This window comes from Hymenobacter daeguensis (genome assembly GCF_054780555.1).
Genome location: NZ_BAAGWC010000003.1, coordinates 1 through 26,504 on the forward strand (window position 1 = coordinate 1; position 26,504 = coordinate 26,504).

Below are 26,504 nucleotides of genomic sequence, written 5' to 3' on the forward strand. Positions count from 1 at the left end.
GCGGCGCCAACCGCGCCCACTGCGCGTCCGTCAACATTTGCTCCATGCCACAAAGTAATCACTGTTAACACTTCCTAGGTATACATTGCCTACTGCATCAACGGCCGTGGCCGATACCCCCGAATAGTTGTTTACACCGGCCGCTGCAGCCACCGCCACGGCCCGCGCCGACTGCCAGGCCGGCGCCTGGGCCGCCGCTGGGAGGCGCAAGGCCTGGAGTAGAAGGGCCAGCAGGCCCACAAAGAAGAAAGAGGAGAGGTTTTTCATCGGGAAAGGAAGTAGAAATGAATAAAAGTTACAGTATATGAGTAGGGTGCGGGGCCTGCCCCCGCCCGTCGTTGAACGAACTCCAAAGTGGCCGCTCAACGACGGGGGGGGCAGGCCCCGCACCCTACCCCACCGAATTCGCGCTTTCGAACTCGTCGAGCTTGGCCAGCGTGGCGCTCAGGTTTTCCGAGAGCATGGTGACCACGGCGCCTTCGGGCGCGGTTTTGAGGACGTGGTCGATGGCGTCCATCTCGTTTTCGATGTAGGTGATGGGCAGGTCGGGCTTGTCGAGGCGCAGGCCGCGCTCCATGATTTCCTTCAGGAATTCCTTCGACTTGCCGCGCAGGTCCCGGTCTTGGCGCAGAATCACCTCGTCGAAGATGCGGCCGGCAATGCGGGCGAAGCCCAGCGTGTCCTCGTCGCGGCGGTCGCCCAGGCCCGATACCACCCCGATTTTGCGCGTGGCCGGCGTGGCGTTCATAAACTCGGCAAACTTGGTGATGCCCGCCGTGTTGTGGGCGTAGTCCACAATCACATCGAATTTCGGGAACTTGTAAACGTTCATCCGGCCCGGCGTTTTGGCGGCTGAGGGGATGAACGTGCGGAACGCCGTCTTGATGTCGTCCTTATCGAAGCCCGCCAGGTAGCCGGCTAGCCCGGCGGCCAGGCAGTTTTCAATGTTGAAGCCAGCGCGCCCCTCAAACGTCACCGGGAACTCGGCGGCGCGGTCGATGCGCAGCTTGTAGCTGTTGCGGTAGATGGTCACGTAGCCTTCCTCGTACACGGCCGCTACGCCGCCGGCCTCCACGTGCTCCTGAATGCGGGGGCTGTTTTCGTTCATACTGAACAGCGCCACCTGGCAATCCACGGTGCGGGCCATGGCATACACCAGGTCGTCGTCGGCATTCAGCACGGCCCAGCCGTTTTTGCGCACCGTGCGGGGCAGCACGCCCTTCACGGCCGCCATTTCTTCTACCGTGTAAATGTCGCGCAGGCCCAGGTGGTCGGCCGCCACGTTGGTCACCACGGCAATGTCGCAGGTATGGAAGCCCAGGCCCGAGCGCAGCATGCCGCCGCGCGCGGTTTCGAGCACGGCGTAGTTCACCGTCGGGTCTTTCAGCACGAACTCGGCGCTCTGGCCGCCGGTGCAGTCGCCCTTCTGCAGCTGCACGCCCTGAATGTAGATGCCATCGGTGGTGGTGAAGCCCACTTTGTAGCCCTTGCTGGCCACCAGGTGCGCAATGAGGCGCGTGGTGGTGGTTTTGCCGTTGGTGCCGGTCACGGCAATGATGGGAATGCGGGCCGTGCTGCCGCGCGGAAACAGCATGTCCACCACGGGCGCGGCCACGTTGCGCGGCAGGCCCTCGGCGGGCGAGATGTGCATGCGGAAGCCCGGCGCGGCGTTTACCTCAATCACGGCACCCCGGCTTTCGTTGAGCGGGATGGCAATGTCGGTGGCCATCAGGTCGATGCCGCAGATATCGAGGCCCACGATGCCGGCCACGCGCTCGGCCAGCAGCACGTTGTAGGGGTGCATCTGGTCGGTGACGTCGGTGGCAGTGCCGCCGGTGCTGATGTTGGCGGTGCTTTTCAGGTAGATTTCCTCGCCGGCCGGCAGCACCGATTTCAGCGTCAGCTTGCGGGCTTTCAGAATGTCGAGCGTGTGCTTGTCGGCCTTGATGCTGGTGAGCACCTTTTCGTGGCCGATGCCCCGGCGCGGGTCCTTGTTCACCTCGTCGATGAGCTGCTGGATGGTGCTTTTGCCGTTGCCGGTTACGGCCGCCGGCGTGCGCTTGGCGGCGGCGATGAGCTTGCCATTCACCACCAGCAGGCGGAAGTCGAAGCCCTCAATGAACTGCTCCACAATCACGGCCCGCGAGTACACCTGCGCGGCTTTCAGGCCCTCGGCGGCATCCTTCCAGTTCATGATGCGGATGGTGGCGCCCTTGCCGTGGTTGCCGTCCAGCGGCTTGGTCACGATGGGAAAGCCCAGCTCGTCGATGGCGTCGCGCAGCCCGGCTTCCGAATACACGGTGGTGCCGCGCGGCACGGGCACACCCGCGTCGTTGAGCATGGCCTTGGTGCGGTTCTTATTGCCGGCCACCTCCACACCGGCGTGCGAAGTCAGGCTGGTGGTGGTGGCCCAGATGCGCTTCTGGTTCACGCCGTAGCCCAGCTGAATGATGCTCGTGTTCTTGAGCTGGATGTAAGGAATATTGCGCGAAGCAGCCTCAGCCACAATGCTATAGGTACTGGGGCCAAAAAACTCGTCTTCCCGGATTTCGTGCAGCTCGGCAATGATGGGCTTCAAATCCACCTTCTCCTTTTTGCACACGGCCTCCACGATTTCCACGGCGGCCTCGGCGGCGCGGCGGCCGGCGCGCTCCTCCTGGTAGGCAAACACCACGTACTCCACGCCGTCTTCGTGCGCGGGGTAGCTCTTGCCCCAATACACCGGCATGGCGGCCTGGCGCTGCAGCTCCAGCGCCACGTGCTGAATGACGTGGCCCAGCGGCTCGCCGTCGTTGAGGGCGTCCAGGGTCAGGGGCTGGTGCTTGGCGGCCTGCTTGCCGCTCATGCCGCCGGGCTGCACCTGCCCGATGTTGGGAAACAGCTTCATCAGCCGGGCCGGGAAGCCCGAAATCGCATTCGACCACTGGCCGGCAAACTCCTGTAAGTCAACTTTGGCAACAATGAGCTTGTGGTGTTTCACAGACCAGTAGCTCGGCCCGCGCATGGTGCGGAGGTCAATAATTTTCATAAGGGGTTCGGAGTGATAAGGGCGACAGGTTCGGGCACAAGTACGGGCACAGCCCAACTTGGCTACGAAATGTAGGCACAATGCTGCCGAAAACCGGCAACCTGCCCCGCTTATCGGAGAAAAAGCGGCGGCCGTAGATGGCGGTTGCGGGCCGTACTGGGCCGGTTTTGCCTCGCAGCTTGTCCTGCCATCATTGCGCGGGCGGCATTAGCGGCTGGCGGCAGCCCGCGCCAGCACCCGCCGCTGCCGGATGCGCTCCACCGGTTCTGCCACGTAGCGGATGAGCAGCAGCGAAAACAGGATGCTCACCACCACCACCCAGGCGGTCTGGTAAGCCAGTGGAATGCGGAGCCTGCTCATGAGGACGGGCGCCACCAGCAGCACCAGCACATGCGTGATATAAACGGGGTACGACAGCTCGCCCAGCCTATTCAGCCACCGGGTGTCTTTGGTGTGCAGAAACACGAACGGCAGTGCCACCGCCAGGCAGCCGTAGTACGCCACCTGCCGCAGCAAAGTGCCCGGCACAAACTGGTAACAAACGGTAAACCCAACAATTACCCCGAAAGCCACCCATAGCAGGGCGTTCGATGGCGGCCGCAGCACCAGCCACTGATAGCCCCGGTAAGCCAACGCCCCCACCACGAAAAACAACAGTTCGGATGGAAAAAACCGGTAGCTCCACGGGTCGTGGCAGAGGCCCTGCCAGTACAGCCCCAGCCGCACCAGCAAGCTCGCTGCCGCTACCAGCACCAGCACCCCAACGGGCCGGCGCATCAGAAAAGGAGCCACCAGGTAAAACATAATTTCCAGCGACAAACTCCAGGCCTGATGCACAAACATGAGCTGGTAAACCGGCGGCACGCTTTGCGCATAATGATTGGTGAAAAACCAGTGGCCGCTCTTGTCTATGCCCAGAAACAGCAGCACATCCTGCCCCACAATAAACAGATTGGCCGCCAGTAGCCCCCCCCAGTCCATTATGCTGAAGTGCCCCGCCAGCTGCTGGTACGGCTCCAGCTTCAGGGCCACGCCCAGCTTCACGTACCACAGCACACTGACCAGCCCCGTGAGCAGCAGCACCACCCAATAAACCGGATAGAGCCGCAGCAGCCGGTTGGAAATGAACAGCCCATATGCGCCCGGCCGGTACTTGCCATTGAGCACCAGTGCCATATAGAACCCGGAAATCATAAAAAACGCCTCCACCGCTACGTCCCCTCCTACCAGTTGAATGCCCCCCAGCGCCCCGGAATGAGAGATAATAACCGCAATAGCCAGTAGCAAGCGAAGTAGACCCATGCGCCGAAATTACTGCGGCTTTTTACTTTAGCTCAATCTTTCCGAAGCTGGCAATGCCGTGGGCAATAGTGCCTTTCCCCAGCTCTTTCGCCCCCTGGTCCCACGGATGCACCTTATCGGCGCAGCGCACCGTGTCATCCGGATAGCTTTCGGCGTACATAGCAGGCGAATAGGCAACCATCCCCCCGCTCAAGGCGCCGGCGCGGGCACGCAATTCATTATTCAGCCACAGGCGTGCCTGGTTGAACTGAGCAACACTTGTTGCTCCGTGCCCCAAACGTGCTGGAATCCCCTATCTGAATATAAACGCCGTTCACGGTACCTGATTTCAGGCTCTTGCCCAGTTGGCGCAAAATGACAATCCCCTTATAAGAAATCTTACAAGGGGATTAGGTCAGTTTGGAGAGGTGACGAGCGGATTCGAACCGCTGTAGGAGGTTTTGCAGACCTCTACCTAGCCACTCGGTCACGTCACCGGTTGTGGTCTTTTGGGAGCGCAAAGGTAGGCAGGCAGTTTGGCGTAGGCAAGGTTTGGGGCATAAAAAAAGCCCCGGCGTTGCGGCCGGGGCTCTTTCTCAATCAAAGTCAAGCACTAAGCTTTGGCTTCGTCGTCCTTTTTGTCGGCATCGTCGCCGGCCACCAGGCCTTTGGCTTTGTCAACCAGGTCACCGGCTACTTCCGAAGCTTTGTGGAAAGCATCCGAACTCGTCACGGCATCCACGGCATCCGAAGCAGCGTGCTTCACCGTATCGATGGCACCGCTGATGCTGGCCAGGATACCGCCTTCTTCAGCGGCCGGAGCGGCTTCGGCCTTGGGAGCCTTGGCAGCGGCGGCGAGCTTCTGCTCACCGGCCTTGCGCTCGTTGCCCATCATCTGGTCGCGCAGGGCGCTCAGCGCGTCGAGGTCGCCGAGGGTCGACTTCTCTTCGTTCTTCTTCAGGTCGCTGATTTTGCCTTCGCCCTGGGGCTCACCGCCTTTGGCGTTGGTTTTCTTTTTGAACTTGGCGTTGCGGCTGTCGTCCTCAGCAGCGGCTTCCTTGTTGAATACGGCCGTGTGCGAGAGCACGATGCGGCGGTCGTCCTTCGAGAACTCCGTTACGCGGAAGTCGAGCGACTCGCCATTCTCAGCGGTCGTGCCATCTTCCTTCACCAGCGACTTGGGGTACGCGAAGCCCTCGATGCCGTACGGCAGCTCGAGCACCGCGCCACGCTCGGTCTTCTCGGTGATGGTCGCCTTGTGTACCGAGCCGGGGGTGAACACCGTCTGGAACGTATCCCAGGGGTTTTCTTCCAGCTGCTTGTGGCCCAGGGCCAGGCGACGGGCGCCGAGGTCCAGCTCCAGCACAACTACGTCGAGCTTATCGCCCACCTTCACCATTTCGGAGGGGTGCTTGATTTTCTTGGTCCAGCTCAGGTCCGACACGTGCACGAGGCCGTCCACACCCTCTTCCAGCTCAACGAACAGGCCGAAGTTGGTCAGGTTACGCACGGTGCCGCTGTGCTTGGTGCCCACGGCGTAGGTCGAGGCGAAGTCGCCACGGGTCCACGGGTCTTCGGTCAGCTGCTTGATGCCGAGGCTCATCTTGCGGTCTTCGCGGTCGAGCGTCAGAATCTGCGCTTCCACCGTGTCGCCCTGCTTGATGAAGTCCTGCGGGTTGCGCAGGTGCTGGCTCCAGCTCATTTCCGAAACGTGGATGAGGCCTTCCACACCGGGTACCACTTCCATGAAAGCGCCGTAGTCGGCCACGTTCACGATGCGGCCCGATACTTTCGAACCCGGCTGCAGGTCGGCCGGCAGCGAATCCCACGGGTGGGGAGTCAGCTGCTTCAGACCGAGGCTGATACGCTTCTTGGCTTCGTCGAAGTCCAATACTACGATGTTCAGCTTCTGGTCCAGGGTCAGCACTTCGCTCGGGTGAGCGATGCGGCCCCACGAGATGTCCGTGATGTGCAGCAGACCGTCGACACCGCCGAGGTCGATGAACACGCCGAAGTTGGTCATGTTCTTGATGTTGCCTTCCAGAATCTGACCTTTCTCCAGGTTGTTCAGGATAGCCTCACGCTGCTTCTCGAGGTCTTTCTCGATGAGTACTTTGTGCGAAACCACCACGTTGTCGAAAGCGGAGTTGATTTTCACCACTTTCACTTCCATGCGACGGCCAACATAAATGTCGAAGTCGCGGATGGGTTTCACGTCGATTTGCGAGCCGGGCAGGAAGGCTTCTACGCCGTCGAGCTCCATGATGAGGCCGCCTTTGGTGCGACGCTTCACCACGCCTTCGAGGATGGTATCCAACTCGAGGGCATCGTAAATAGCCTTCCAGGCCTGCTTGATTTTAGCCTTCTTGCGGCTCAGGATGAGCTGGCCGTTGATGTCTTCCTGGTCTTCGATGAATACCTCCACCTCGTCACCGATTTTCAGGTCGGGCAGGTCGCGGAATTCGGTAATGGACACCAGGCCATCGGATTTGAAGCCGATGTTCAGGATTACGTCGCGGTCGGTGATGCCTACCACGGTGCCCTTCACTACTTCTTCTTCCTGTACGGTCGTCAGCGTGTCGCCGTACATTTTCTCCATCTCAGCGCGCTGGTCCGAAGAATAGTTACCGCCAAAGCCGGTGGCTCCAACGTTGTCCCAATCAAAATCGTCAACTAATTCAGTTGCCATAAATACGCTTTGGGCTTCACTGTAAAAGCGCAGCGGCCGAAGCCCGGGCTGCTACGCCGTTGCTTTTGAACCTCTTGCCGTTAGGGCGCAAGGCCCGCCACCTTGGCGGGGCCGCAAAGGTACGGGTTTTCAAGTGGTTTTGCTAACTGTTAATCAGATAATAGCCAGTAGTTAAGTTGGTGCGGCGAACTCTACCTTCGCTCATTATGAATAACAATAATTCAACTCGGGAAGCTGTCATTGCTTCAAATGTTCTCTTATGTGCGTTTGTAGCCGGCTTAGCTATAAACTTCTTCACTAAAACAGGTTTTTTCAGCCCAGGTGGCTTACCCTTCCCGATATGGATTCCCCTCATCATTCTAGGAATTGTGCGATTCCTTTTCTACAAAGTCAAACAAGGAAAACTCTGGGCTAAAATCCTGTGTGCCATCATTATTGGTTTTGCTTTAATAGGTTCATTGGTTGATTTAGTTAGAATTACACGAAGCCACTTGTCTATCGTGTCAGCTCCTGAGCGTATCAATGTTATTCTTCAGTTTGTGCTCTTAGTTATCATGGCCGCAGCAGTAGCGTATAGTTTTCGTCGCTCTAAGCCAACTACTTCGATATCAGTCGATATATAGAATTGAATAGAATGCGCACTCATTACCACAAGCCACAATCTTAACACCACGCCGCCAAACCCCGCACAACGCCACGCCCGTAAGGAGAATGTATCCATTCACCCAAAACACCTTACTCTAATGGCCTATATCAAAGCAGGCGAAGACACGGCTGGCAACCCGATTAATATTTTCTACGAAGACTGGGGCCAGGGCGCCCCGGTGGTGCTCATCCACGGCTGGCCGCTCGACCACACCATGTGGGAGCATCAGGCGGTGGCGCTGGCCAAAGCCGGCAAGCGCGTGATTGCCTACGACCGGCGCGGTTTCGGCCGCTCGTCGCGCCCGTGGGGCGGCTACGACTACGACACGCTGGCCTCGGACCTGAATGCGCTCCTGACGGAGCTGAACCTGACCGGCGTGACGCTAGTGGGCTTCTCGATGGGCGGCGGCGAAATCGCCCGCTACATCGGCAACTACGGGCAGGCGCGGGTAGCCCGCGTGGCTTTCGTGAGCGCCGTGACGCCCTATATGCTCCAAACCAGCGACAACCCCGACGGCGTGCCGCAAAAGGTGTTCGACCAGATGCACGAAGGCATTGCCAAAGACCGGTTTGCCTTCCTGGAAGGCTTCGCTAAGGATTTCTACGGCCAGAGCCTCATCAGCCACCCGGTGAGCCAAGCCGTGCTGAACTGGAACCAGACCGTGACCACGCTGGCCGCGCCCAACGCCACGGACGACTGCGTGACCTCGTTCTCGGGCACCGACTTCCGCGACGATTTGAAAAAAGTGACGGTGCCCACGCTGGTGATTCACGGCGATAAGGACCAGACGGTCCCATTCCCGGTGAGTGGCGAGCGCACGGCCAAAATGGTGGCCGGTGCTGAGCTGAAGGTGTACGAAGGCGCGCCGCACGGCCTCTTCTTCACCGAGAAGGATAAGCTGACGGCCGACCTGCTGGCTTTTGTTGGTTAGCAGACGCGACTTCGCAACCAAAGAAAAGGCCCCGACGCAATTGCGTTGGGGCCTTTTCTTTTATCTGCTGAGTGCGCGGGTTAGGCGGCGCGGCCCATCTGACGCAGGAAGAGGACGTGCGATACCACGGCGGAGCGGGTACGGGCGTAGTTGTTGTACGTCACGTCGAACTCGGCGCACACCTGCTGCACAATCTTGCTGATGGCCGGATAGTGAACGTGCGAGATTTTGGGGAACAAGTGGTGCTCAATCTGGAAGTTGAGGCCACCGACCAGCCAGCTAACCACTTTGTTGTCGGTAGCAAAGTTGGCGGTGGTGCGTACCTGATGGATGGCCCATTCGTCTTCCAGCTTGTGCGTGGTGGGGCAAGGCGTTGGGAAAGCGGCATCTTCTACCGTATGAGCCAGCTGAAACACCATGCTCAGGACCAGACCGGCTACGGCAGTGCTCAGCATGAAGCCCGCAAACCAGGGCAGAAAGCCGACCATGTAGATGGGCAGCACGACGTAGAGCAGGAGGTTCAGCACTTTGAAGCCCCAGAAGCTGACGTGCTCGCCGGTGTTCATAGGCTTGAGGCCGATGGCACCGATTTGGCGGGAGAAGTACTTCTGGTAGTCCATGGCAAAAATCCAGGACGTGTAGAGCATGCAATAGAGCGCCCAGAAATAGAAGTGCTGGTAGCGATGCAGCGGGTGCTTGGGCTGGTCGGGCGTCATGCGCATCCAAGGCTGGATGTTGATGTCGTCGTCGTGGCCCTCAATGTTGGTATAGGTGTGGTGGATGAGGTTATGCTTCGAATTCCACATGTACGGGCTGCCGCCGAGCACGCCCAGCGTGTATGCCGCCAGCTTATTTACCCAGGCAAAGCGCGAAAAGCTGCCATGCGCTCCGTCATGCATCACGTTGAAGCCGATGGCCGCAATGACGCAGCCGAGCAGGGCGCATTCGAGCAGGGCCCAGCCCCAGGCCGGCGTGAAAAACACCAGGTGCACGTAGAGAGCCGCCATCATACTCACGAGCAGCACGCCCTTGAAAATGAGGCTAAAATCGCCTGTCATCCGCTGCCCCGATTCCTCGAAATAGTGATTGATACGGGTCTTGAGCTCGGTATGAAACGAGCGGGTTGCAGCGAACTTGGGGAGGGCCATAAGCAGGGTTAGGGTTGGTGTACGTTCAAAGGTACCCTTTCCTAACTCTATACGGCTGAACTTAATTCAGGTACGCGTGCCAGTTCTGGTCGATGGTGCCGGCCGAAAGCTTGAGGAAGCCCGCCAGCGTGGGCTTCTTGGGCTGCTGCCGAATAGTCAAACCGGCCTCATTGGGCGTGTGGTGGCCTTTTGCGTGGTTGCAGCGGGCGCAGGCCGTGAGCAGATTGGTCCACGAAGATTCTCCGCCGCGCGAGCGGGGCACGACGTGGTCGAGCGTTAAATTTTTCGTCGAGCCGCAGTACTGGCACTCGAAATGGTCGCGCTTGAAGATGTTGTGGCGGCTCAGGGCAATGCCTTTGTAGGGCACGCGCACGTAGCGCTGCAAGCGGATGATGCTCGGCTTGGGAAACGACTGGGAAATGGTGCGCAGGGTGCCGGTGGCCGAGTTGGCCACCATCTCCGCTTTGTCGAGGAATAAGAGCACAAACGCCTTCTGCACGCTGCACAGGGTAATGGCGGTATAGTCGCCATTCAGCACTAACACTTTTTGGTCCATATACGCTTGTGGGCTCGGATAACCCGCCGAAAGCTAGCGGTTTCCGACCAGATAAACAAGCGTATCGGGGTTAAGTTCAGCGGTTCATCAAAGCGTAAAAAGAACGTCATGGCGAGTGCAGCCGAGGCATCTCGCGTGGGGTGGTAATCCTGCCATCAGGGTTTACTGCTGCACGCGAGATGCCTCGGCTCCGCCCGGCATGGCGTTCTGCTGCTGCCCCCGCCCCTACTCCGGCAGCAGGCGCTTTATCAGGCGCAGCTTGTGGGAGTAGCGCTGCCGGTCGCGGTTGAAGATGCCGTTGTGGTCGAGCGGGTCGAGGCGGACTTCGCCGTGGGCGTGCAGAATCTGGCCTTCCTCCATCACCATGCCCACGTGCACGATGCGGCCTTCGGCGTTGTCGAAAAAGGCGAGGTCGCCGGGCCGGGCCTGGGTCACGAAATCGACGGTGCGGCCGTGGTCAATCTGCTGGCGGGCGTCGCGCGGGAGCTGGATGCCCACCAGGCCGTAGAGCTGCTGGCACAGGCCGGAGCAGTCGAGCCCGAAGATGCTTTTGCCGCCCCACACGTAGGGCGCCTTCAGGTACATGAGGGCCGTTTTGCGCAGCAGGGCGGCCTGGCGGGCGGTGTCCGGCGCGGCGGCGGGGTTGGTGGCGGTGCCGTTGTAGAAGTAGTCGCGGGCCCCGATGCGCACATTCATGCCATCGAAAAACGGCAGGCGGCAGCCCAGCGTGAGCGGAATTTTGGTGGTGGCGTCGCTCACGGCCTGCACCACGTCGAGGGCGCGGGGGTGGTCCTGGGCGCACCAGTCGGCGTAGTATTCCGGCGATACGGGCGTGTGCTGCTTGGCATCCATCCAGCCCACGTAGGCATCGGCGGCGAGCTGCACCTGCAGCCAACTTTCCTGCTTCACCAGAATCTGGTAGCACTCGCCAAACAGCAGCTGGGTAACGAGTTCGGCCCGGTCGTTGGGCTCGGCGCGAACGGGGACGGCGCTCAGGGCGCAGATGCCGGGATTCAAAATAATGGGAGAAATGTGGGTGATGTGGAAATGTGAGAATGTCGTTCAAACTCAGTTTCCACCGACTACAAAGATGCTACCGTTGCTTTAATCCAAGCTTTGCTCAACTCATATTTTCACATTTCTACATCACCCACATTTCTCACATCCGTTCCATGTCGCGCTTCTGGGCTTTTTCCTTGAGGTCGTTGCGCTTGTCGTAGAGCTTTTTGCCCTGGGCGAGGGCAATTTCGATTTTGGCAAAGCCACGGTCCGTCACAAACAGGCGCAGGGGAATGATGGTGAGGCCCTGGTCGGTGCTCTTGCCGGCCAGCTGCTTCAGCTCGCGCTTGTTGAGCAGGAGCTTGCGGGCGCGCATGGCGTCGTGATTGTTGTAAGTACCTAAAGAATAGGGCGCAATGCGGATGCTGTGAATCCAGAGGTCGCCGCGGTGGTCGAAGGTGCAGTAGCCGTCGCTCAGGTTCACGTTGCCTTCGCGGATGCTTTTGATTTCGGTGCCCTGCAGCATCACGCCCGCGTCGTACTTGGCCAGGAAAGAATATTCGTGGCTGGCGCGGCGGTTTTTGATGTTGATAATGGCAGGTTTATCGTCTTTTTTGGCCATGATGGTAAAATTGTAGCACATGCTTTAGCTTGTGCCGGAAACGCGCAACGCCGCACAAGCTAAAGCATGTGCTACAAGGTACTAGGTCGCGAACGGGGCGCGAAGCTACGCCTACGTGAGCTTCAGGCGCGGGTTGGGGCTGCTGAGCTGGGTGGCAAACTCGCCGGCTTCGTATTGAAAATGGGCCGTCATGGCCACCATGGCCGCATTATCGGTGCAAAATTGAAACTCCGGGATGAATACCTGCCAGCCTTGCGAGGCGGCTTCCGCCTCCAGGGCGGTGCGCAGGCCGGAGTTGGCGGCCACACCGCCGGCCAGGGCCACTTGCGTGAGGCCGGTATCGGCGGCGGCGCGGCGGAGCTGGCGCAGCAGCGTGGCCACGATGGTGTGCTGAATGCTGGCGCAGAGGTCGGCCAGGTTTTCCTGTATGAAGTCGGGATTGGCGGCCACCTCCTTTTTCAGGAAATACATCACCGACGTTTTCAGGCCGCTGAACGAGAAGTCGTAGCCCGGCATGGCGCCCACGGGGAAGGCGAAGCGCTCGGGGTTGCCCTGGCGGGCCAGCTTGTCGAGGTGGGGGCCGCCGGGGTACGGCAGGCCGAGCAGCTTGGCCGTTTTGTCGAAGGCCTCGCCAGCGGCGTCGTCGATGGTCTGGCCGATGACGTCCATTTCCAGCGCCGACTTCACCACTACCAGCTGCGTGTGGCCGCCGCTCACGGTGAGGCAGAGGAAGGGAAATTCAGGTTTGGGGTCGCGGATGAAGTGGGCCAGGATGTGGGCCCGCATGTGGTTCACGGCCAGCAGCGGCTTGTCGAGCGCCAGCGCCAGCGTCTTGGCAAACATGCCGCCTACCAATAAGGAACCGAGCAGGCCGGGGCCCTGCGTGACGGCCACGGCGTCGAGGTCGGCTTTGGTGAGGCCGGCTTCGCGGAGGGCGGCCGTGACGACGGGCAGCAAATGCTGCTGGTGGGCGCGCGAGGCCAGCTCGGGCACCACGCCGCCGTACTGCTCGTGTACTTTTTGGGTGGCTACCACGTTGCTGAGCAGCTGGCCGCCGGCCAGCACGGCCGCGCCGGTATCGTCGCACGACGACTCAATGGCGAGAATAATGGGATGAGCAGGCAAAGCCATAATGCTGAAAAGTGGGAGAATGGGCAGGCAGCGGCTCAACGCCGGGCCAGGTTGCTTGTCGATGAAAACCTGAGCTGAGTCGATATTTTGCCGCCGCCTCTCCGTGGCGGGGACACAAAACACAAAGGTCGTGTTACGGGCTCAATTCGGCCCTAATGCGAATAAACGGTCTGACCCCGGCAGCCGTTCCCCTGGCTTGATAATTGGTTGAAGCGGCTGGCGCTTGCCATTCACCGCCAAAAAACCGCAACTTTGCGGATTAAACCGCGTTTTTCGCATTCAACTGTTCTGCTCCGGTGCGTCGTTTCTTCGCCATTCTGCTGAAAATACTGCTGGGCTTCGGCCTGTTGGTGGTATTGGCCGTGGTGGGGGCGCTGGTGGCGCTGCGCATTCCGAGCGTGCAAACGCGCATCGGCCACGAGGTGGCCGACGTGCTCACCCGCAAGCTGGGGCAGCAGGTCACGATTGGCGGCGTCGACATCCGGCCGTTTTCCCGCGTGCTGCTCGACGGCGTGAGCGTGAAGGACCGGCGCGGCGGCGAGCTGTTCAGCATCGGGCGGGCCGATGCGGACATTGCGCTGTTTTCGGTGTTCGACCCGCGCCACCTGCACATTGCCACCCTCACGCTGAATGAGCCGCGCTTTGAGCTGAAAAACCTGCCCGGCCAGCCCGATTCCACCACACTCGACCAGTTCATCTCGTCGGTGAAGCGCCTGATTGGGCCTTCGACCGACACGAGCAAGTCGGCGCCGTTCGATTTTCGGATTGGCGCCGTGGCGCTGCGCAACGGGCACTTTGCCATTGAGAAAGGCGACGTGCCGCGCGCCAAAACCTACGGCCAGAGCATCGATTACGACCACCTGCTGGTGGACAGCATCTACGCCGACATCTCCAAAATCCGGCTGGGCGACACGCTGGCCATGCGCATCAGCCACCTGCACGCCGTGGAAACGCCTTCCAATTCGCAGCTCCGCGAAATCACGGCCGACATGACCTACGGGCCGCACTTCTGGGAGTTCAAGGACCTGAGCCTGCGCGTGGGCCGCAGCCAAATCAAAGACTACGTGCGCTTTGAGTTTCGCGTGTTTCACAACTTCACCGACTACAACGACTCGATGAAGACCATTGCGCGGCTGCGCAATTCGAAGGTGTACTCGGACGACATTGCCAAGTTTGCGCCGCAGCTGAGCGAGCTGCACGAGTCGGTGGCTATTTCGGGCGATGCCGAGGGCTACGTGCGCGATTTCAAGGTGAACAACCTGGACGTGCGCTACGGCCAAGGCACCCACATTGTGGCCAAGCGCGCCCACGCCGATGGCCTGCCCAACTACAAGGAAAGCCTGATTGACCTGCGCCTGCTGCCGTCGGTGGTGCTGGCCAGCGACCTGAAGCACTGGCTGCCGGCCTCGGCCAACAAGTTTGTGCAGAAGCTGGGCACGGTAAAGCTGAAGGGGCAGTTTCTGGGCTTCTACGACGACTTTGTGGCCAATGGCTCGTTCGATACGGCCCTGGGTTTCGTGGAAACGGACGTGAACCTGAAGACGAAAACCGATTTCACCCACGCGGTTTACGAGGGCACGGTGCGCTCGAATGCCTTCCAGCTGGGCAAGTTTCTGGGCGATGAAAGCATCATCCGGGACGTGACGCTGAACGGGCGCGTGGCCGGCACGGGCTTTCTGCCGGCTTCGGCGCAGGGCAAGGCCACGCTCACGGTGCCGGCCATCTGGCTCAACGGCTACCGCTACCGCAACATTGCGTTTGATGGCAGCTTCCGGCCCCAGCACTTCAGCGGCCACGCCAGCGTGAACGACCCGGCCGTGCGCCTGGTGGCCGACGGCAGCATCGACACGGAGCGCAAGCACGAAAACGTTGATGTCCGGACCCGAATCGACTACGCCAACCTGCGCACCCTGGGCCTGCTGAGCCAGCCGCTCATCGTATCCACCACGGCCAACGTTCATTTCAAGGGGGTGCAGCTCGACTCGCTCATCGGCTACGCCAACCTGCGGCACTCGCGCTTCAGCCTGGGCAGCCGCCGGCTGAGCCTCGACACGCTGGACGTGGTGAGCACCCGCAACCGCCTGAACCAGCGCCGCGTAACGCTGCGCTCCGAAGCCGTGGATGCCAGCATGGCCGGCACCTTCAACACTTCCGATGTGGTGCACGACGTGCAGACGCTCATCACCGAGTATCGGCTCAACTTCGAGAGCAACGCCGCCGCCACCGCCGACTACTACCGCCGCAAAAAGCAGCGGGCGCTGCCGGTATATCAGGTTGACATATTGCTCAATCTGAAAAAGCCAAATCCGGTGCTGGGGCTGTTCGTGCCCGACCTGCAGGTGGCCGACGGCAGCCGCATCGACGGCTCGTTCCGCAGCGGCACCACGTCGATTTTCCAGCTGGGCGGGCACCTCGACAGCCTGCGCTACGGCCCGGTGCGAACGGTGAACGACGACTTCGACTTCCTGACTTCGAAGCTGCCTTACCAATCCGACATTCTGGCCCAGGCCAGCGTAACCAGCGCCAGCCAGGTACTGCCCGGCCTGGGCCGCACCGAAAAGTTTTTCGTGGAAGGCGTGTGGGACCAGCAGCACATCAATTTTTCGACTTCGCTGGCCCAGACGGGCACCACCAACAAGGCCACCATCAACGGGTCGCTGGGCTTTTTGAGCCGGGCAGTGGAGGTCGTTTTCCGCAGGTCCGATGTGCACTTGCTGGACAAGGACTGGACCATTGCGGAAAACAACTCGGTACGAATTTCGGATTTCGGCCGCGAGTTTGACATTAAGAACCTGACATTTAGCAACGGCGAGCAGTTTGTGGGCGCGCAGGGCTTCATCTCGCCCGATGCCAGCAAGCCGCCGCTGGAGCTGCAGCTGAAGGACTTCGAGCTGGCCACGCTCAACCCGCTCACCGGCCAGCGCCTGGGCGGCCGCGTCAATGCCCAGGGCACCGTGAGCGGCATCTACGGCCCGCTGGCCATCAACAGCACGCTCGGGGTGGACTCGCTGACCTATGACGGCACCCTGATTGGCCAGGTGGCCGGCCACGGCGACTGGGACAACGCCGCCGGCAAGCTCCGCGTGAACCTCGATATTGCCCGCAGCAACCAGCTGGTACTAAACGTATTCGGCGACATCTCACCCAATGACCCGACCAATCAGCTCAACCTCACCGGCAAGCTGAATGATGCGCCCATTGTGCTGGCGCAACCGTTTTTGGGCTCTATCTTCAAGAACCTGGGCGGCACCGGGCAGGGCGAGCTACGGCTTACCGGCCGGTTCGACTCGCCCAACCTGCTGGGTTTGGTGGACGTGAGCAACGGCCGGCTCACCTTTGGCTACCTGGGCACCACGTACACCTTTGCCGACCGCATCAGCTTCACCAACACGTCGATAGAGTTTCACAGCATTCGGGTGCGCGATGCGCTGGGCAATTCCGGCACCGTGGATGGCATTGTGCACCACAAGGGTTTCAAGGACATGAGCCTGGATATTGCGGCTAATTTCCGTAAGCTCCAGGTACTCAACACGACCCGCAAAGACAACGACCTGTACTTCGGTACGGCCTACGCCACGGGCACGGCCCGCGTGACCGGCCCCACCGACGACCTCAACGTGGTGGTGCGGGCCAGCAGCGAGGCTGGCACCCGGCTGTCGCTGCCGCTCGACAATGCAGCGAAGGCCGAGAAGGCCGGCTATATTAAGTTCGTGAACCACAACCCGGTGGGAGATACCGTCATCACCAAGAAGGCGGTGGCCGTGAGTGCCCAGGACAAGGTGGACCTGTCCGGCATCACGCTGAACATGAACCTGACCGTGACCCCGGAGGCCTACATCGAAATTCTGCTGGATGAGAGCACCGGCGACGTGATTCGCGGTTCGGCCGCCGGACAGCTGCGCATGGCCATCGACACGCGCGGCGAGTTCAACATGTACGGACAGGTGGAAATCGTGCGCGGCGCCTACAACTTCACCTTGCAGGGCCTGATTAACAAGGAGTTTGTGGTGCGGCCCGGCGGCATCATTTCCTGGAACGGCGACCCGCTGGCCGGCGAGATGAACGTGACGGCCACCTACACCCAGCGCACCTCGCTGGCCCCCGTGCTGGGCACCGGCGCTTCGGGCAGCGTGGCCGTGGTGCCGGTTACGGCCGTGATGACGCTGACCGGCCCGCTGCTGCTGCCGGCCATCAAGCTCAACCTTGAGTTCAACGATGCGCCGGGCACGCTGCAGGGCGACCTGGCGGCTTTCACGGCTTCGCTTCGGAACGACGAGCAGGAGCTGAACCGACAGGTTTTCAGCCTCTTGGTATTCAAGCAGCTTTCGCCGCCGGGCTCGTTTGGCAACACTATTTCCATTCGGGGGCAGGACAATACCGTGCAAAACAGCCTGGGCCAGATTCTGAGCACGCAGCTCGGCCTGCTCACCTCGCAGATTGACCAGAACCTGGAAATCGACTTCAACATCAACGGCCTCACCGCCGAGCAGCTGCAGGCCCTGCAGGTGCGCCTGAGCTATTCCTTCCTCAACGGCCGGCTGCGCGTGACCCGCGAAGGCGGCTTCACCAATAACCCCAACCTGGTGAATAGCAGCGCCACTGGCGGTACCACCACCACGGGCAACACCGCCGGCCAGGCCTCGCTGCTCGGCGACCTGAGCCTGGAATACTACCTGCGGGCCGACGGCAAGTTCCGGGCAAAGCTGCGCTACGAAACCACCCCGCGCGACCTCGAAACCATCAACCAGCCCCGCGCCGGCCTCTCGCTGCTGCACACCGAGCAGTTCAACTCGTTCGGCGAGCTGTTCAGCCGCAAAAACCCGAAGAAGAGCGTGCGCAACACCCAGAAAGCCCGCGAAGGCAAGGAAGTAATGACCGTGGACGAGGACCCGCGCACGAATCTGTAATTGTTGCTATGAAAGAAACGTCATGCTGAGCGCAGCCGAAGCATCTCGCGCGTAGTAGTACCTCAATCGGAAGAATTACTGCTGCACGCGAGATGCTTCGGCTGCGCTCAGCATGACGTTCTAATACTTCACTGCCCCTACCTTTGCCTGAATATGGCTGCCCCCACCACTTCACATACCCGCAAGAAAAAGCTCGGCTCCTACCCTACTTTGCTCGTGGTGTTCAGCATTACGCTGGCCTTGGTGGTGATTGGCCTGTTTGGCCTGCTGCTGGTGCACGCCCAAAAGCTCTCGGAAGTGGTGCGCGAAAACCTGGAAGTGCAGGTGTACCTCGACCGCGACCTGCCCGAAACCGAACTGCTGCGCCTGCAGCAGGACCTGGGCCAGCAGCCCTTCGTGGCCGAGCGCAGCGGCAAGCCCCAAATCAAGTTTGTGAGCAAGGAAGAAGGGGCCCGCCAGCTGCTGCAAAGCACCGGCGAAGACTTCCGCCAGTTCCTCGGCGACAACCCCCTGCGCGATGCCTACGTGCTCAAAATCAAGCCCGAGTTTACTGATACCGTGCACCTGCGCCAGCTCAACCGCAGCATTTCGGCCCAGCGCGGCGTATTTGAGGTGCAGTACCCGCAGGATTTGTTTACCAGCATCAACAACAACCTCACGCGCCTGAGCCTGGTGCTGCTGGGCTTTGCGGCGGTGCTGGTGCTGGTGGTGGTCATTCTGATTAACAATACCATCAAGCTGGCGCTGTTTTCGCAGCGCTTTCTCATTCGGTCCATGCAACTGGTGGGCGCAACGCGGCTCTTTATCCAGCAGCCGTTTTTGCGGCGCGCCACCTGGCAGGGGCTGGCCAGTGGCGTGCTGGCGGCGCTCATCCTCATCGCCTTGCTGCAATACGCCTACCTGGAGGTGAGCGAGCTGCGCCTGCTGCGCGACGACGTTCGGCTGGGCGTGCTGCTGCTGGCCGTGGTGGGGCTGGGCGTGATTATTGGCTTTTTCAGCTCGGCCCGTGCCGTGCACAAGTACCTCAAAATGTCGCTCGACGACCTGTATTAAAAGACCGTCTTGCTGAGCGCCGCCCTAACCCCTTCCTGATTTTCTATGCAACCGACCAAACCTGCTTTTCGCTTCGCCTTCGGCCCCTACAACTACCGCCTGATGTGGGTGGGCCTAGCCCTGCTGGCCGCCGGCTTCATCACCATGATGTTTGGCGACAAGGCCAACTACGGCGAGGATTTCGTGGGCATCACGCTGGGGCCGCTGCTGCTGCTGGCCGGTTTCGCGGTGGAGTTTGCCGCCATTATGGTGCGCGACAAGTCGCTGGAGCCCGCCCCGGTAGCGCCCGTAACAACGCCCGGCCTCACCGCCGACGCTGTGGCGGCGGCCAATGCGCCTGCTGCTCCTGCTCCCGCCGCCCCAGCCTACAAGCGCCTGTAATTAGCGGGCAGTGATTAACGGCCGGGGGCTAACGCTCGCTGGCCGCTCCCCAATCACTACCCGTTAATCACTAATCATTAACCACTTCCAATGACCTATTGGCACGCGCTGCTCCTCGCCATCGTGGAGGGCATTACCGAGTTTTTGCCCGTTTCCAGCACCGGGCACATGATTATTGCCTCGGCCCTGCTGGGCATTGCGCCCACGCCGTTTTTCAAGCTCTATCTGGTGGTGATTCAGCTGGGCGCTATTCTCTCGGTGTTTGTGGTGTATTACAAGCGCTTCTTTCAGAGCATCGACTTTTACCTGAAGCTGCTGGTGGCCTTTTTGCCCATTGTGGTGGTAGGGTTGCTGTTTAAGAAGCACATCGACGCGCTGCTCGAATCGGTGACGACGGTGGCGGTGATGCTGGTGCTGGGCGGCGTGGTGCTGCTGTTTATCGACCGCTGGTTTCCGCAGGAGGAGCCCAACAAGGGCGGCCATCCGGTCACCAACCCCAGCTTCAAAGAAGCGCTGATAATCGGCCTGTTTCAGTGCCTGGCCGTGGTGCCGGGCACCAGCCGCTCGGCGGCTACCATCATCGGCGGCCTCACCCAGAAGCTCACGCGCAAGGCGGCGGCCGAGTTTGCCTTCTTCCTGGCCATGCCCACCATGGCCGCGGCGGCGGTGAAGGACATTTACGACTACTACAAAGAAGCCAAAGCCAACGGCGTGGATGTCACGCACCTCTTTTCCGGCACGGAGCTGAAGCAGCTGGCCCTGGGCAACGTGGTGGCCTTTGTGGTGGCGCTGCTGGCCATTCGGCTGTTTGTGGGCTTTGTGGCCAGGTATGGCTTCCGGGCCTTTGGCATCTACCGCATCATTGCGGGCGGTATTTTGCTGGTTATGTTGGCGTTGAAACTTCCTCTGAACCTGGTATAATGAAGAAAAGCCTGGCCGATTTCGACTTTGAAGCGGGCGAAGTCCTGCTCCTGGACAAACCCCTGACGTGGACATCCTTCGACGTGGTGCGCAAGGTGAAGAATGCGCTGCGCATTAAGAAAATCGGCCACGCCGGCACGCTCGACCCGCTCGCGACGGGCTTGCTCATTCTCTGCACCGGCAAGAAAACCAAGGAAATCGACCTCATTCAGGCCCAGGAAAAGGAATATACCGGCACCTTCCGCCTCGGCGAAACCACGCCCAGCTTCGACCTGGAAACGGCCGTGGACATGGCCCGCCCCTACGCCCACCTCACCGAGGCGCAGATTACGGCCGCTACGGCCCAGTTCACCGGCACCATCGAGCAGACGCCGCCGCTGTTCTCGGCCGTGAAGATTGACGGCCAGCGCGCCTACGCCATTGCCCGCCAGGGGGGCGCGGCCGAAATCAAAGCAAAAACCGTTGCTATCAAAGCCTTTGAGCTGACGCGCATTGCGCTGCCCGAGGTCGATTTCCGGGTGGTGTGCTCGAAGGGCACCTACATCCGCAGCCTGGCCCGCGATTTTGGGGCGGCCCTGGGCTGCGGCGCCCACCTCACCCGGCTGGTGCGTACGCGCATCGGCGAGTACCGCAACGCAGACGCTTTCACGCTGGAGGCCATTGAGGCCCTGCGCCCGCCCCGGCCCGACGGCGACGCCCCGGCCCGCCCCCGCCGTGAGCGGCCGGCCACTGCCCCCAACCGGGCTGGCCTGCAATACTTTGCCGCGCTGCAGGCCGATGCCCTGGCCGTGAAAGAGCACCAGCACCCCGACGCTGCACCGGCGGCTGACGCCAGCGCGGATGCACCGCAGCCCGAGGGCTCGGAGCCGGCCGAAACGCGCCAATAAGCGTAGTTAAGGCTTGTGCCCGCTACCTTCGCGGCGCTGCTTTCCCTTTTTATTCGCTTCACCGGCGCCTTATGCACGTCATCCGCGACCCGGCCCAGTTTCCGTTTCTTGGCAATGCCGTCTTCACCAGCGGCACATTCGATGGTGTCCACGTCGGGCACCAGCGCATTTTGGCGCGGCTGCGGGAGGTGGCGCGGGCCAGCGGCGGGCCGTCGGTGGTGATTACCTACTGGCCGCACCCCCGGCTGGTGCTGGGGCCGCCCCCCTCCCACCCCGAGCTGCTGGAATTGCAGCTCCTCAACACGCTGGAGGAGCGCATTGCCAAGCTGACCGCGGCAGAGGTTGACTACCTGCTCATCGTGCCCTTCACCCGGGAGTTCGCGCAGTGGACTTCGGAAGAATACATCCAGAACCTGCTGCTGAAAACGGTGGGCGCCAAGCAGCTGGTTATTGGCTACGACCACCGCTTTGGCAAAAACCGCGAAGGCGGCTTCGACTACCTCAGCCAGCACGCCGACCGCTACGGCCTGACCGTGGAGGAGATTCCGCGCGAGGACGTGGACGCCGTGGGCGTGAGCAGCACGCGCATCCGGCAGGCGCTGCGGCAGGGCGACGTGGCCACCGCCAACCGCTACCTGGGCTACCAATACCCGCTGACCGGCGTGGTGGAGCACGGCCAGAAGCTGGGGCGCACCATTGGTTATCCTACGGCTAATCTGCGAATTACGGAATCTCTGAAGCTGGTGCCGGCCCAGGGCATCTATGCCGTGTGGGCCATTACGGCAGCGGGCACGCGGCATCAGGCAATGCTCAGCATTGGCGTGCGGCCCACCATTGGCAAGGATTTGGCTCAGACCATTGAGGTGAACCTGCTGGATTTCAGCGGGGATTTGTACGACCAATTGCTGACCCTGGAATTTGTGGCCTGGCTGCGGGGCGAAGAAAAATACGACGGCTTGGACGCGCTGACGGCCCAACTGGCGTTGGATGAGGCGGCCACGCGGCGGGTGCTGGCGTAAGCGGCGCTTTTTGTTTTACTCTATTTTATTGCTGATGAATTACTTGCGGTTATTTTTGATAAACTGTGTCTTGTTGACAACGGTGAGCGCGGCCTGGGCCCAGGGCAAAATCACGGGCGTGGTAACGGATTCCGTGACGCACGAGCCGCTGGCTTTTGCCAGCGTGTTTCTGGCCAATACCACGCTGGGCGCCACCACCACCGAGCAGGGCAAGTTTGAGTTTCCCAAGGTGCCGGCCGGTACTTACGACATTGTCGGCTCGTATGTGGGCTACAACCTGTCGAAGCAGAACATTACCGTAACCCGTGAGCCTCAGCAGGTGAGCCTGCAGCTGGCCCCCACCGGCAACCAGCTGGGCGAAGTGGTGGTGAAGCCCGAGCCCAACAAGCCGGAGGAGTATAAGGAGTTTGCCAACCTGTTTCTGGGCGGCACCACGTTTTCGGAGCAGTGCCACATCAGCAACCCCGAAAGCGTGCGGGTGATGTACGACGACTCGACCAAGGAGCTGACGGCCCGCGCCAAGGAATTTGTGCAGATTGACAACGACGCCCTGGGCTACCGCCTGAAATACTACGGCCTGCAATTCTCTTACAACAAGGAGGATGGCTCGATTTTCTACTACGGCCAGCCGGTGTTTGAGGAAATGACGCCGCGCGACGAGAAGGAGCGCAAGCGCTGGGCCGCCAACCGCCTCACGGCCTACACGGGCTCGTTCATGCACTTTCTGCGGAGCGTGTATGCCAACCGGGTGCAGGCCGAAGGCTTTCTGACCCAGCAGATTACCATCACGCCCAACCCCCGGTTTGAGCGCGCCGACCAGCAGCGGCAGGCCCTGACGGCGCTGCACCCCGATGGGAAGTTCAGCACCGCCGAGCAGGACTCGATTGATACCTGGGAAAGCTACGCGCCGGTGATTGCCTCGCTCAACCAGAATCCGCTGCCCATCGACAGCATCCGCCGCGTGTCGCCGGGCGGCAAGCGCACGTACCTGCGCTTCAGGGGCGAGCTCCAGGTGGCCCACTTCGGCGAAGACCCCGACCCGCTCTACAAGCGGCCGATGGCCTTTCTGGGCTACCCCAAAACGCCTTATCCGCTCAAGCGGCAGGTATCGCGCCTGAAGCTGCAGGGCAAGGAGGCCGCCATTCAGGCCAACGGCACGCTGCTCAACCCGCTGGATGTGTTCAACGGCGAGTATTGGGGCTTCGAGAAAATCGGCGAGTTTCTGCCCGTCGATTACGCGCCCAACTCGCCGGGCGCGGCCCCGGTGCGGCCGTGACCAGCGCGGTTGCACGGTAGCGCGAACTTTGTGGTTCGCTTCGGTGCCTTAAGAACCTTATTCGGCTGCGCGAACGACCGCAACCGCCTCGCAACCGCGCGACTAACCGGCAGGGGTTGCGTCGCTCCTTCCTGATGTAATTTTCGGCCTCCAACGGCGGAGCCACGCCGCCCCAATCCCACCCGATGATAAACAAAACCGTTCCCAACGCCCAGGCCGCCCTCCAGGGCCTCGCCGACGGCATGACCCTGATGCTCGGCGGCTTCGGCCTGTGCGGCATCCCCGAAAACGCCATTCAGGAAATCCTGCGCCTCGGCGTACGCGAGCTGACCTGCATCTCGAACAATGCCGGCGTTGACGACTTCGGCATTGGCCTGCTGCTGCAAACCAAGCAGGTGAAGAAGATGATTTCCAGCTACGTGGGCGAAAACGCCGAGTTTGAGCGCCAGCTGCTGAGCGGCGAGCTGGAGGTGGAGCTGATTCCGCAGGGCACGCTGGCCGAGCGGTGCCGGGCCGGCGGCGCGGGCATTCCGGCCTTCTACACGCCGGCCGGCTACGGCACCGAGGTGGGCGAAGGCAAGGAAAGCCGCGAGTTCAACGGCAAGATGTACCTGCTCGAAACCGCCCTGCACGCCGACTTCGCCTTCGTGAAAGCCTGGAAGGGCGACACGGCCGGCAACCTCGTCTACAAAGGCACGGCCCGCAACTTCAACCCGATGATGGCCACGGCCGGCAAAATCACGGTGGCTGAGGTAGAGGAATTGGTGCCCGCCGGCGAACTCGACCCCAACCAGATTCACACGCCGGGCATTTTTGTGCAGCGCATCTTTCAGGGCGAGCGGTACGAGAAACGCATCGAGCAGCGCACGGTGCGGGCGGCTTCGTAACCAGACCAACGGCCTGAGCTATGCGAGTTGCGTTGCGTATCCGCCTGCTGCTGGGACTACTGGTGCTGCTGCTGGCGCTGCTGCCGGTGGCTTTCGGGGTGTACCTCAACGAAACCAGTCCGCCCCCCACCACCGCCCGGCTGGCCGGCCGCTGCTCGCGCTACTGCGAAGCCCACGACTGCCCCCACGCCACTGCCGCCAACAGCCCGGCCTATTTTCGGCTGCGGCCGCTGTACTCGGCCACCGTGCGGGGGCTGATGAGCGGCGGGCGGCAATGGTATGCCACGGTCAATATCGCCTTTTACCTGGGCCTGATTCCGCTGTTGCTGCTGGGGCTCACCTACGGGGCGCTGCGCAACGCAGTGCTGATTCGGCAGCTTAAAGCCTTGCGCCGTGCATAGCCTGCTTGTCTGGGGCACCCGGCTGGTCCGGTTCGCCTTCTGGTATTGCACTGATTTTATGGTGAATCTGGCCAACCGCACGCACACCTCCTACAACGAGGCCAATACCTGGGTACTATTGCTGCTGATTCCCGGAGTGCTGGCGCTGTTGGTGGGCGTGCGGGTGGTGCAGTGGCTTCAATTGCGCCGGCTGGCGGCGACTCGTCGCATACCCCATTCTTTTCCCAAGCCCTGATGCTTGCCAAGCACCTTACTTATATGTCTTTACGCAACAAATCCCTCGCGCTGCTGTTGCTGCTGAGCAGCTCGGCCGCATTTGCTCAGGTGGCGGCCCCGGCCCGTCAGGCGGCGCGGCCGAAAACGGCACTGGCTCCGGCAGTAGCTCCCCCTACCATCGCCCCGGCCGAGGCCAAGCGCATTGATGAATTGCTAACGCAGTACACTGCCGATTCGCGCCCGGGCGGTGCGTACGGCCCCTTATCACAGCCGACGGCCAACGGCTCCATTCGCCGCTACGACAAGCACGTACCCGGTGCCCTGGCGCTGGTGCTGCACGACGGCAAGGTGGTGTACCGCAAGGCCTTTGGCGTTGACAACATGTTCACCCAGAGCCCGCTACGGACGGATGCCATTTTCCGCATTGCCTCCCAGACCAAGGCCCTGACCAGCGTGGGGCTGATGCTGCTCTACGACGAAGGCAAGTTCCAGCTCGACGACCCCATTGCCAAGTACCTGCCGGCCTTTGCCAACGCGCAGGTGCTGGCCAGCTTCAACCCGAAGGACTCGACGTATACCACGGTGCCGGCCAACGGGCCGGTTACCATCCGGCAGCTGTTTACGCACACCTCGGGCATCAGCTACCCGGTGATTGGGACGAAGGAAGCCACGGCCATTTATGCCAAAGCGGGCATTCCGAGCGGCATCGGCACGCCGGAGGGCCTGCTGGCTACCTCGATGGACGCGCTGGGCCGGCTGCCGCTGATGCACCAGCCGGGCGAGCGGTTCACCTACGGGCTGAGCGTGGACGTGCTGGGCCGGCTGATTGAGGTGCTCTCGGGCCAGTCGCTGGACCAGTTTCTGCGCCAGCGGCTGTTTCAGCCGCTGGGCATGAAGGATACTTATTTCTACCTGCCGGCCGATAAGCAGAGCCGTCTTGTGGAGCTCTACACCGAAAACGCCAGCAAGCAAACCGTGCCTATGATGCCGCAGGGCCGCATGATACCTGACTATCCCAAAGCCAGGGGCACGTATTTTTCGGGCGGGGCCGGGCTGTCGTCCACCATCGACGACTACGCGGCCTTCCTGCAGATGATGCTGAACAACGGCAGCTACAACGGCCGCCAGCTGCTCAAGCCCGCCACCGTGGCCCTCATCACCCAGAACCAGATGGGCGCCGTGAGCCAGGGCGGCAATAAATTTGGCCTGGGCTTCAGCATCACCACGCCGGAGAAGGCCCAGGTGCCGGGGCTGTCGGCCGGCTCGTATGAGTGGGGCGGCATCTTCGGCACCACCTATTGGGTCGACCCCAGGGAAAAAATAGTCGGTTTGATTTACACCCAGAAATACCCCAGCAGCACCAGCCGCGACCTGGCCGGCAAGTTCAAAGCGGCCGTCTATCAGTCGTTTGTGCCCGGCCAGAAAGCCGCGGCTGGCGCTGCCGCACCAGCTGCCACAGGCACCCGGTAATTGTTTTCTTACGCCAACTCCCACCCACAAAATCCGCAAAAGCTTCCCAATCAGC

23 protein-coding genes and 1 tRNA gene are annotated in these 26,504 nt (G+C 61.2%); 13 read left to right on the top strand and 11 right to left on the bottom strand.

Going from position 1 to position 26,504, the window contains the following annotated elements; translation table 11 throughout:
* Positions 1-30: 30 nt before the first annotated feature.
* From ACYVHT_RS06210 to rpsA, 6 genes are all read right to left on the bottom strand, one after another.
* Positions 31-267, bottom strand: a complete 237-nt coding sequence (locus ACYVHT_RS06210; RefSeq protein ID WP_460549078.1) for a hypothetical protein — start codon at positions 265-267, stop codon at positions 31-33.
* A 124-nt stretch (positions 268-391) separates the two neighbouring features.
* On the bottom strand, positions 392-3,028 hold the full coding sequence (gene cphA / locus ACYVHT_RS06215) for a cyanophycin synthetase (protein ID WP_460549080.1): 2,637 nt from the start codon (positions 3,026-3,028) through the stop codon (positions 392-394).
* Positions 3,029-3,235: 207 nt separating this feature from the next.
* Positions 3,236-4,330 carry an acyltransferase family protein gene (locus ACYVHT_RS06220; RefSeq protein WP_460549082.1) on the bottom strand — a complete coding sequence of 365 codons (1,095 nt, stop codon included), beginning with the start codon at positions 4,328-4,330 and terminating at the stop codon, positions 3,236-3,238.
* 22 nt (positions 4,331-4,352) lie between these two features.
* Positions 4,353-4,490, bottom strand: coding sequence for a hypothetical protein (locus ACYVHT_RS06225; protein WP_460549084.1), 138 nt, complete (start codon positions 4,488-4,490; stop codon positions 4,353-4,355).
* Positions 4,491-4,735: 245 nt separating this feature from the next.
* A tRNA-Cys gene (locus tag ACYVHT_RS06230) sits at positions 4,736-4,806 on the bottom strand.
* Between the two features lie 116 nt (positions 4,807-4,922).
* Positions 4,923-6,998: a 30S ribosomal protein S1 gene (gene rpsA, locus ACYVHT_RS06235; protein WP_460549086.1), complete on the bottom strand. Its 2,076-nt coding sequence runs from the start codon at positions 6,996-6,998 to the stop codon at positions 4,923-4,925.
* Positions 6,999-7,204: 206 nt separating this feature from the next.
* Here rpsA and ACYVHT_RS06240 point away from each other — a divergent pair, with 206 nt between their 5' ends.
* Positions 7,205-7,621, top strand: a complete 417-nt coding sequence (locus ACYVHT_RS06240) for a hypothetical protein (protein WP_460549087.1) — start codon at positions 7,205-7,207, stop codon at positions 7,619-7,621.
* A gap of 120 nt (positions 7,622-7,741) precedes the next feature.
* Positions 7,742-8,575: an alpha/beta fold hydrolase gene (locus ACYVHT_RS06245; RefSeq protein ID WP_460549089.1), complete on the top strand. Its 834-nt coding sequence runs from the start codon at positions 7,742-7,744 to the stop codon at positions 8,573-8,575.
* A gap of 80 nt (positions 8,576-8,655) precedes the next feature.
* On the opposite strand, the gene ACYVHT_RS06250 is transcribed toward ACYVHT_RS06245, so the two are convergent.
* The 5 genes from ACYVHT_RS06250 to tsaD form a co-directional block, all read right to left on the bottom strand.
* On the bottom strand, positions 8,656-9,723 hold the full coding sequence (locus tag ACYVHT_RS06250) for a fatty acid desaturase family protein (RefSeq protein WP_460549091.1): 1,068 nt from the start codon (positions 9,721-9,723) through the stop codon (positions 8,656-8,658).
* A 61-nt stretch (positions 9,724-9,784) separates the two neighbouring features.
* On the bottom strand, positions 9,785-10,279 hold the full coding sequence (locus ACYVHT_RS06255; RefSeq protein ID WP_460549093.1) for an HNH endonuclease: 495 nt from the start codon (positions 10,277-10,279) through the stop codon (positions 9,785-9,787).
* A gap of 225 nt (positions 10,280-10,504) precedes the next feature.
* Positions 10,505-11,296 (bottom strand): C40 family peptidase, encoded by a 792-nt coding sequence (locus ACYVHT_RS06260; protein WP_460549095.1) that lies wholly within the window; start codon positions 11,294-11,296, stop codon positions 10,505-10,507.
* 142 nt (positions 11,297-11,438) lie between these two features.
* The gene (gene smpB / locus ACYVHT_RS06265) at positions 11,439-11,900 is read right to left on the bottom strand and encodes an SsrA-binding protein SmpB (RefSeq protein ID WP_460549097.1); all 462 of its coding nucleotides are present in this window, start codon (positions 11,898-11,900) and stop codon (positions 11,439-11,441) included.
* A gap of 111 nt (positions 11,901-12,011) precedes the next feature.
* Entirely contained in the window at positions 12,012-13,031 is a 1,020-nt protein-coding gene (gene tsaD, locus ACYVHT_RS06270) for a tRNA (adenosine(37)-N6)-threonylcarbamoyltransferase complex transferase subunit TsaD (RefSeq protein WP_460549100.1), read from the bottom strand.
* A gap of 296 nt (positions 13,032-13,327) precedes the next feature.
* Between tsaD and ACYVHT_RS06275 the strand changes: the two genes are divergently transcribed.
* The 11 genes from ACYVHT_RS06275 to ACYVHT_RS06325 all read left to right on the top strand — a co-directional run bounded on the left by ACYVHT_RS06275 (position 13,328) and on the right by ACYVHT_RS06325 (position 26,449).
* The gene (locus ACYVHT_RS06275) at positions 13,328-17,938 is read left to right on the top strand and encodes a translocation/assembly module TamB domain-containing protein (protein ID WP_460549102.1); all 4,611 of its coding nucleotides are present in this window, start codon (positions 13,328-13,330) and stop codon (positions 17,936-17,938) included.
* Positions 17,939-18,091: 153 nt separating this feature from the next.
* Entirely contained in the window at positions 18,092-18,991 is a 900-nt protein-coding gene (locus ACYVHT_RS06280) for a cell division protein FtsX (protein WP_460549104.1), read from the top strand.
* A gap of 45 nt (positions 18,992-19,036) precedes the next feature.
* Complete coding sequence (locus ACYVHT_RS06285) at positions 19,037-19,372, top strand: DUF3098 domain-containing protein (protein WP_460549106.1); 336 nt, start codon at positions 19,037-19,039, stop codon at positions 19,370-19,372.
* A gap of 90 nt (positions 19,373-19,462) precedes the next feature.
* On the top strand, positions 19,463-20,293 hold the full coding sequence (locus tag ACYVHT_RS06290) for an undecaprenyl-diphosphate phosphatase (protein WP_460549108.1): 831 nt from the start codon (positions 19,463-19,465) through the stop codon (positions 20,291-20,293).
* Complete coding sequence (gene truB / locus ACYVHT_RS06295; RefSeq protein ID WP_460549110.1) at positions 20,293-21,180, top strand: tRNA pseudouridine synthase B; 888 nt, start codon at positions 20,293-20,295, stop codon at positions 21,178-21,180. Before ACYVHT_RS06290 ends, truB begins: the two co-directional genes overlap by 1 nt.
* 71 nt (positions 21,181-21,251) lie before the next feature.
* Complete coding sequence (locus ACYVHT_RS06300; RefSeq protein WP_460549112.1) at positions 21,252-22,199, top strand: bifunctional riboflavin kinase/FMN adenylyltransferase; 948 nt, start codon at positions 21,252-21,254, stop codon at positions 22,197-22,199.
* A gap of 55 nt (positions 22,200-22,254) precedes the next feature.
* Entirely contained in the window at positions 22,255-23,475 is a 1,221-nt protein-coding gene (locus ACYVHT_RS06305) for a carboxypeptidase-like regulatory domain-containing protein (RefSeq protein WP_460549114.1), read from the top strand.
* Positions 23,476-23,660: 185 nt separating this feature from the next.
* Complete coding sequence (locus tag ACYVHT_RS06310) at positions 23,661-24,362, top strand: CoA transferase subunit A (protein WP_460549117.1); 702 nt, start codon at positions 23,661-23,663, stop codon at positions 24,360-24,362.
* Between the two features lie 20 nt (positions 24,363-24,382).
* Positions 24,383-24,763, top strand: a complete 381-nt coding sequence (locus ACYVHT_RS06315; protein ID WP_460549119.1) for a hypothetical protein — start codon at positions 24,383-24,385, stop codon at positions 24,761-24,763.
* Positions 24,756-24,998, top strand: coding sequence for a hypothetical protein (locus tag ACYVHT_RS06320; RefSeq protein WP_460549122.1), 243 nt, complete (start codon positions 24,756-24,758; stop codon positions 24,996-24,998). The genes ACYVHT_RS06315 and ACYVHT_RS06320 overlap by 8 nt, the downstream gene beginning before the upstream one ends.
* Before the next feature lie 23 nt (positions 24,999-25,021).
* Positions 25,022-26,449 carry a serine hydrolase domain-containing protein gene (locus ACYVHT_RS06325; RefSeq protein WP_460549123.1) on the top strand — a complete coding sequence of 476 codons (1,428 nt, stop codon included), beginning with the start codon at positions 25,022-25,024 and terminating at the stop codon, positions 26,447-26,449.
* The last annotated feature ends 55 nt before the right edge of the window (positions 26,450-26,504 follow it).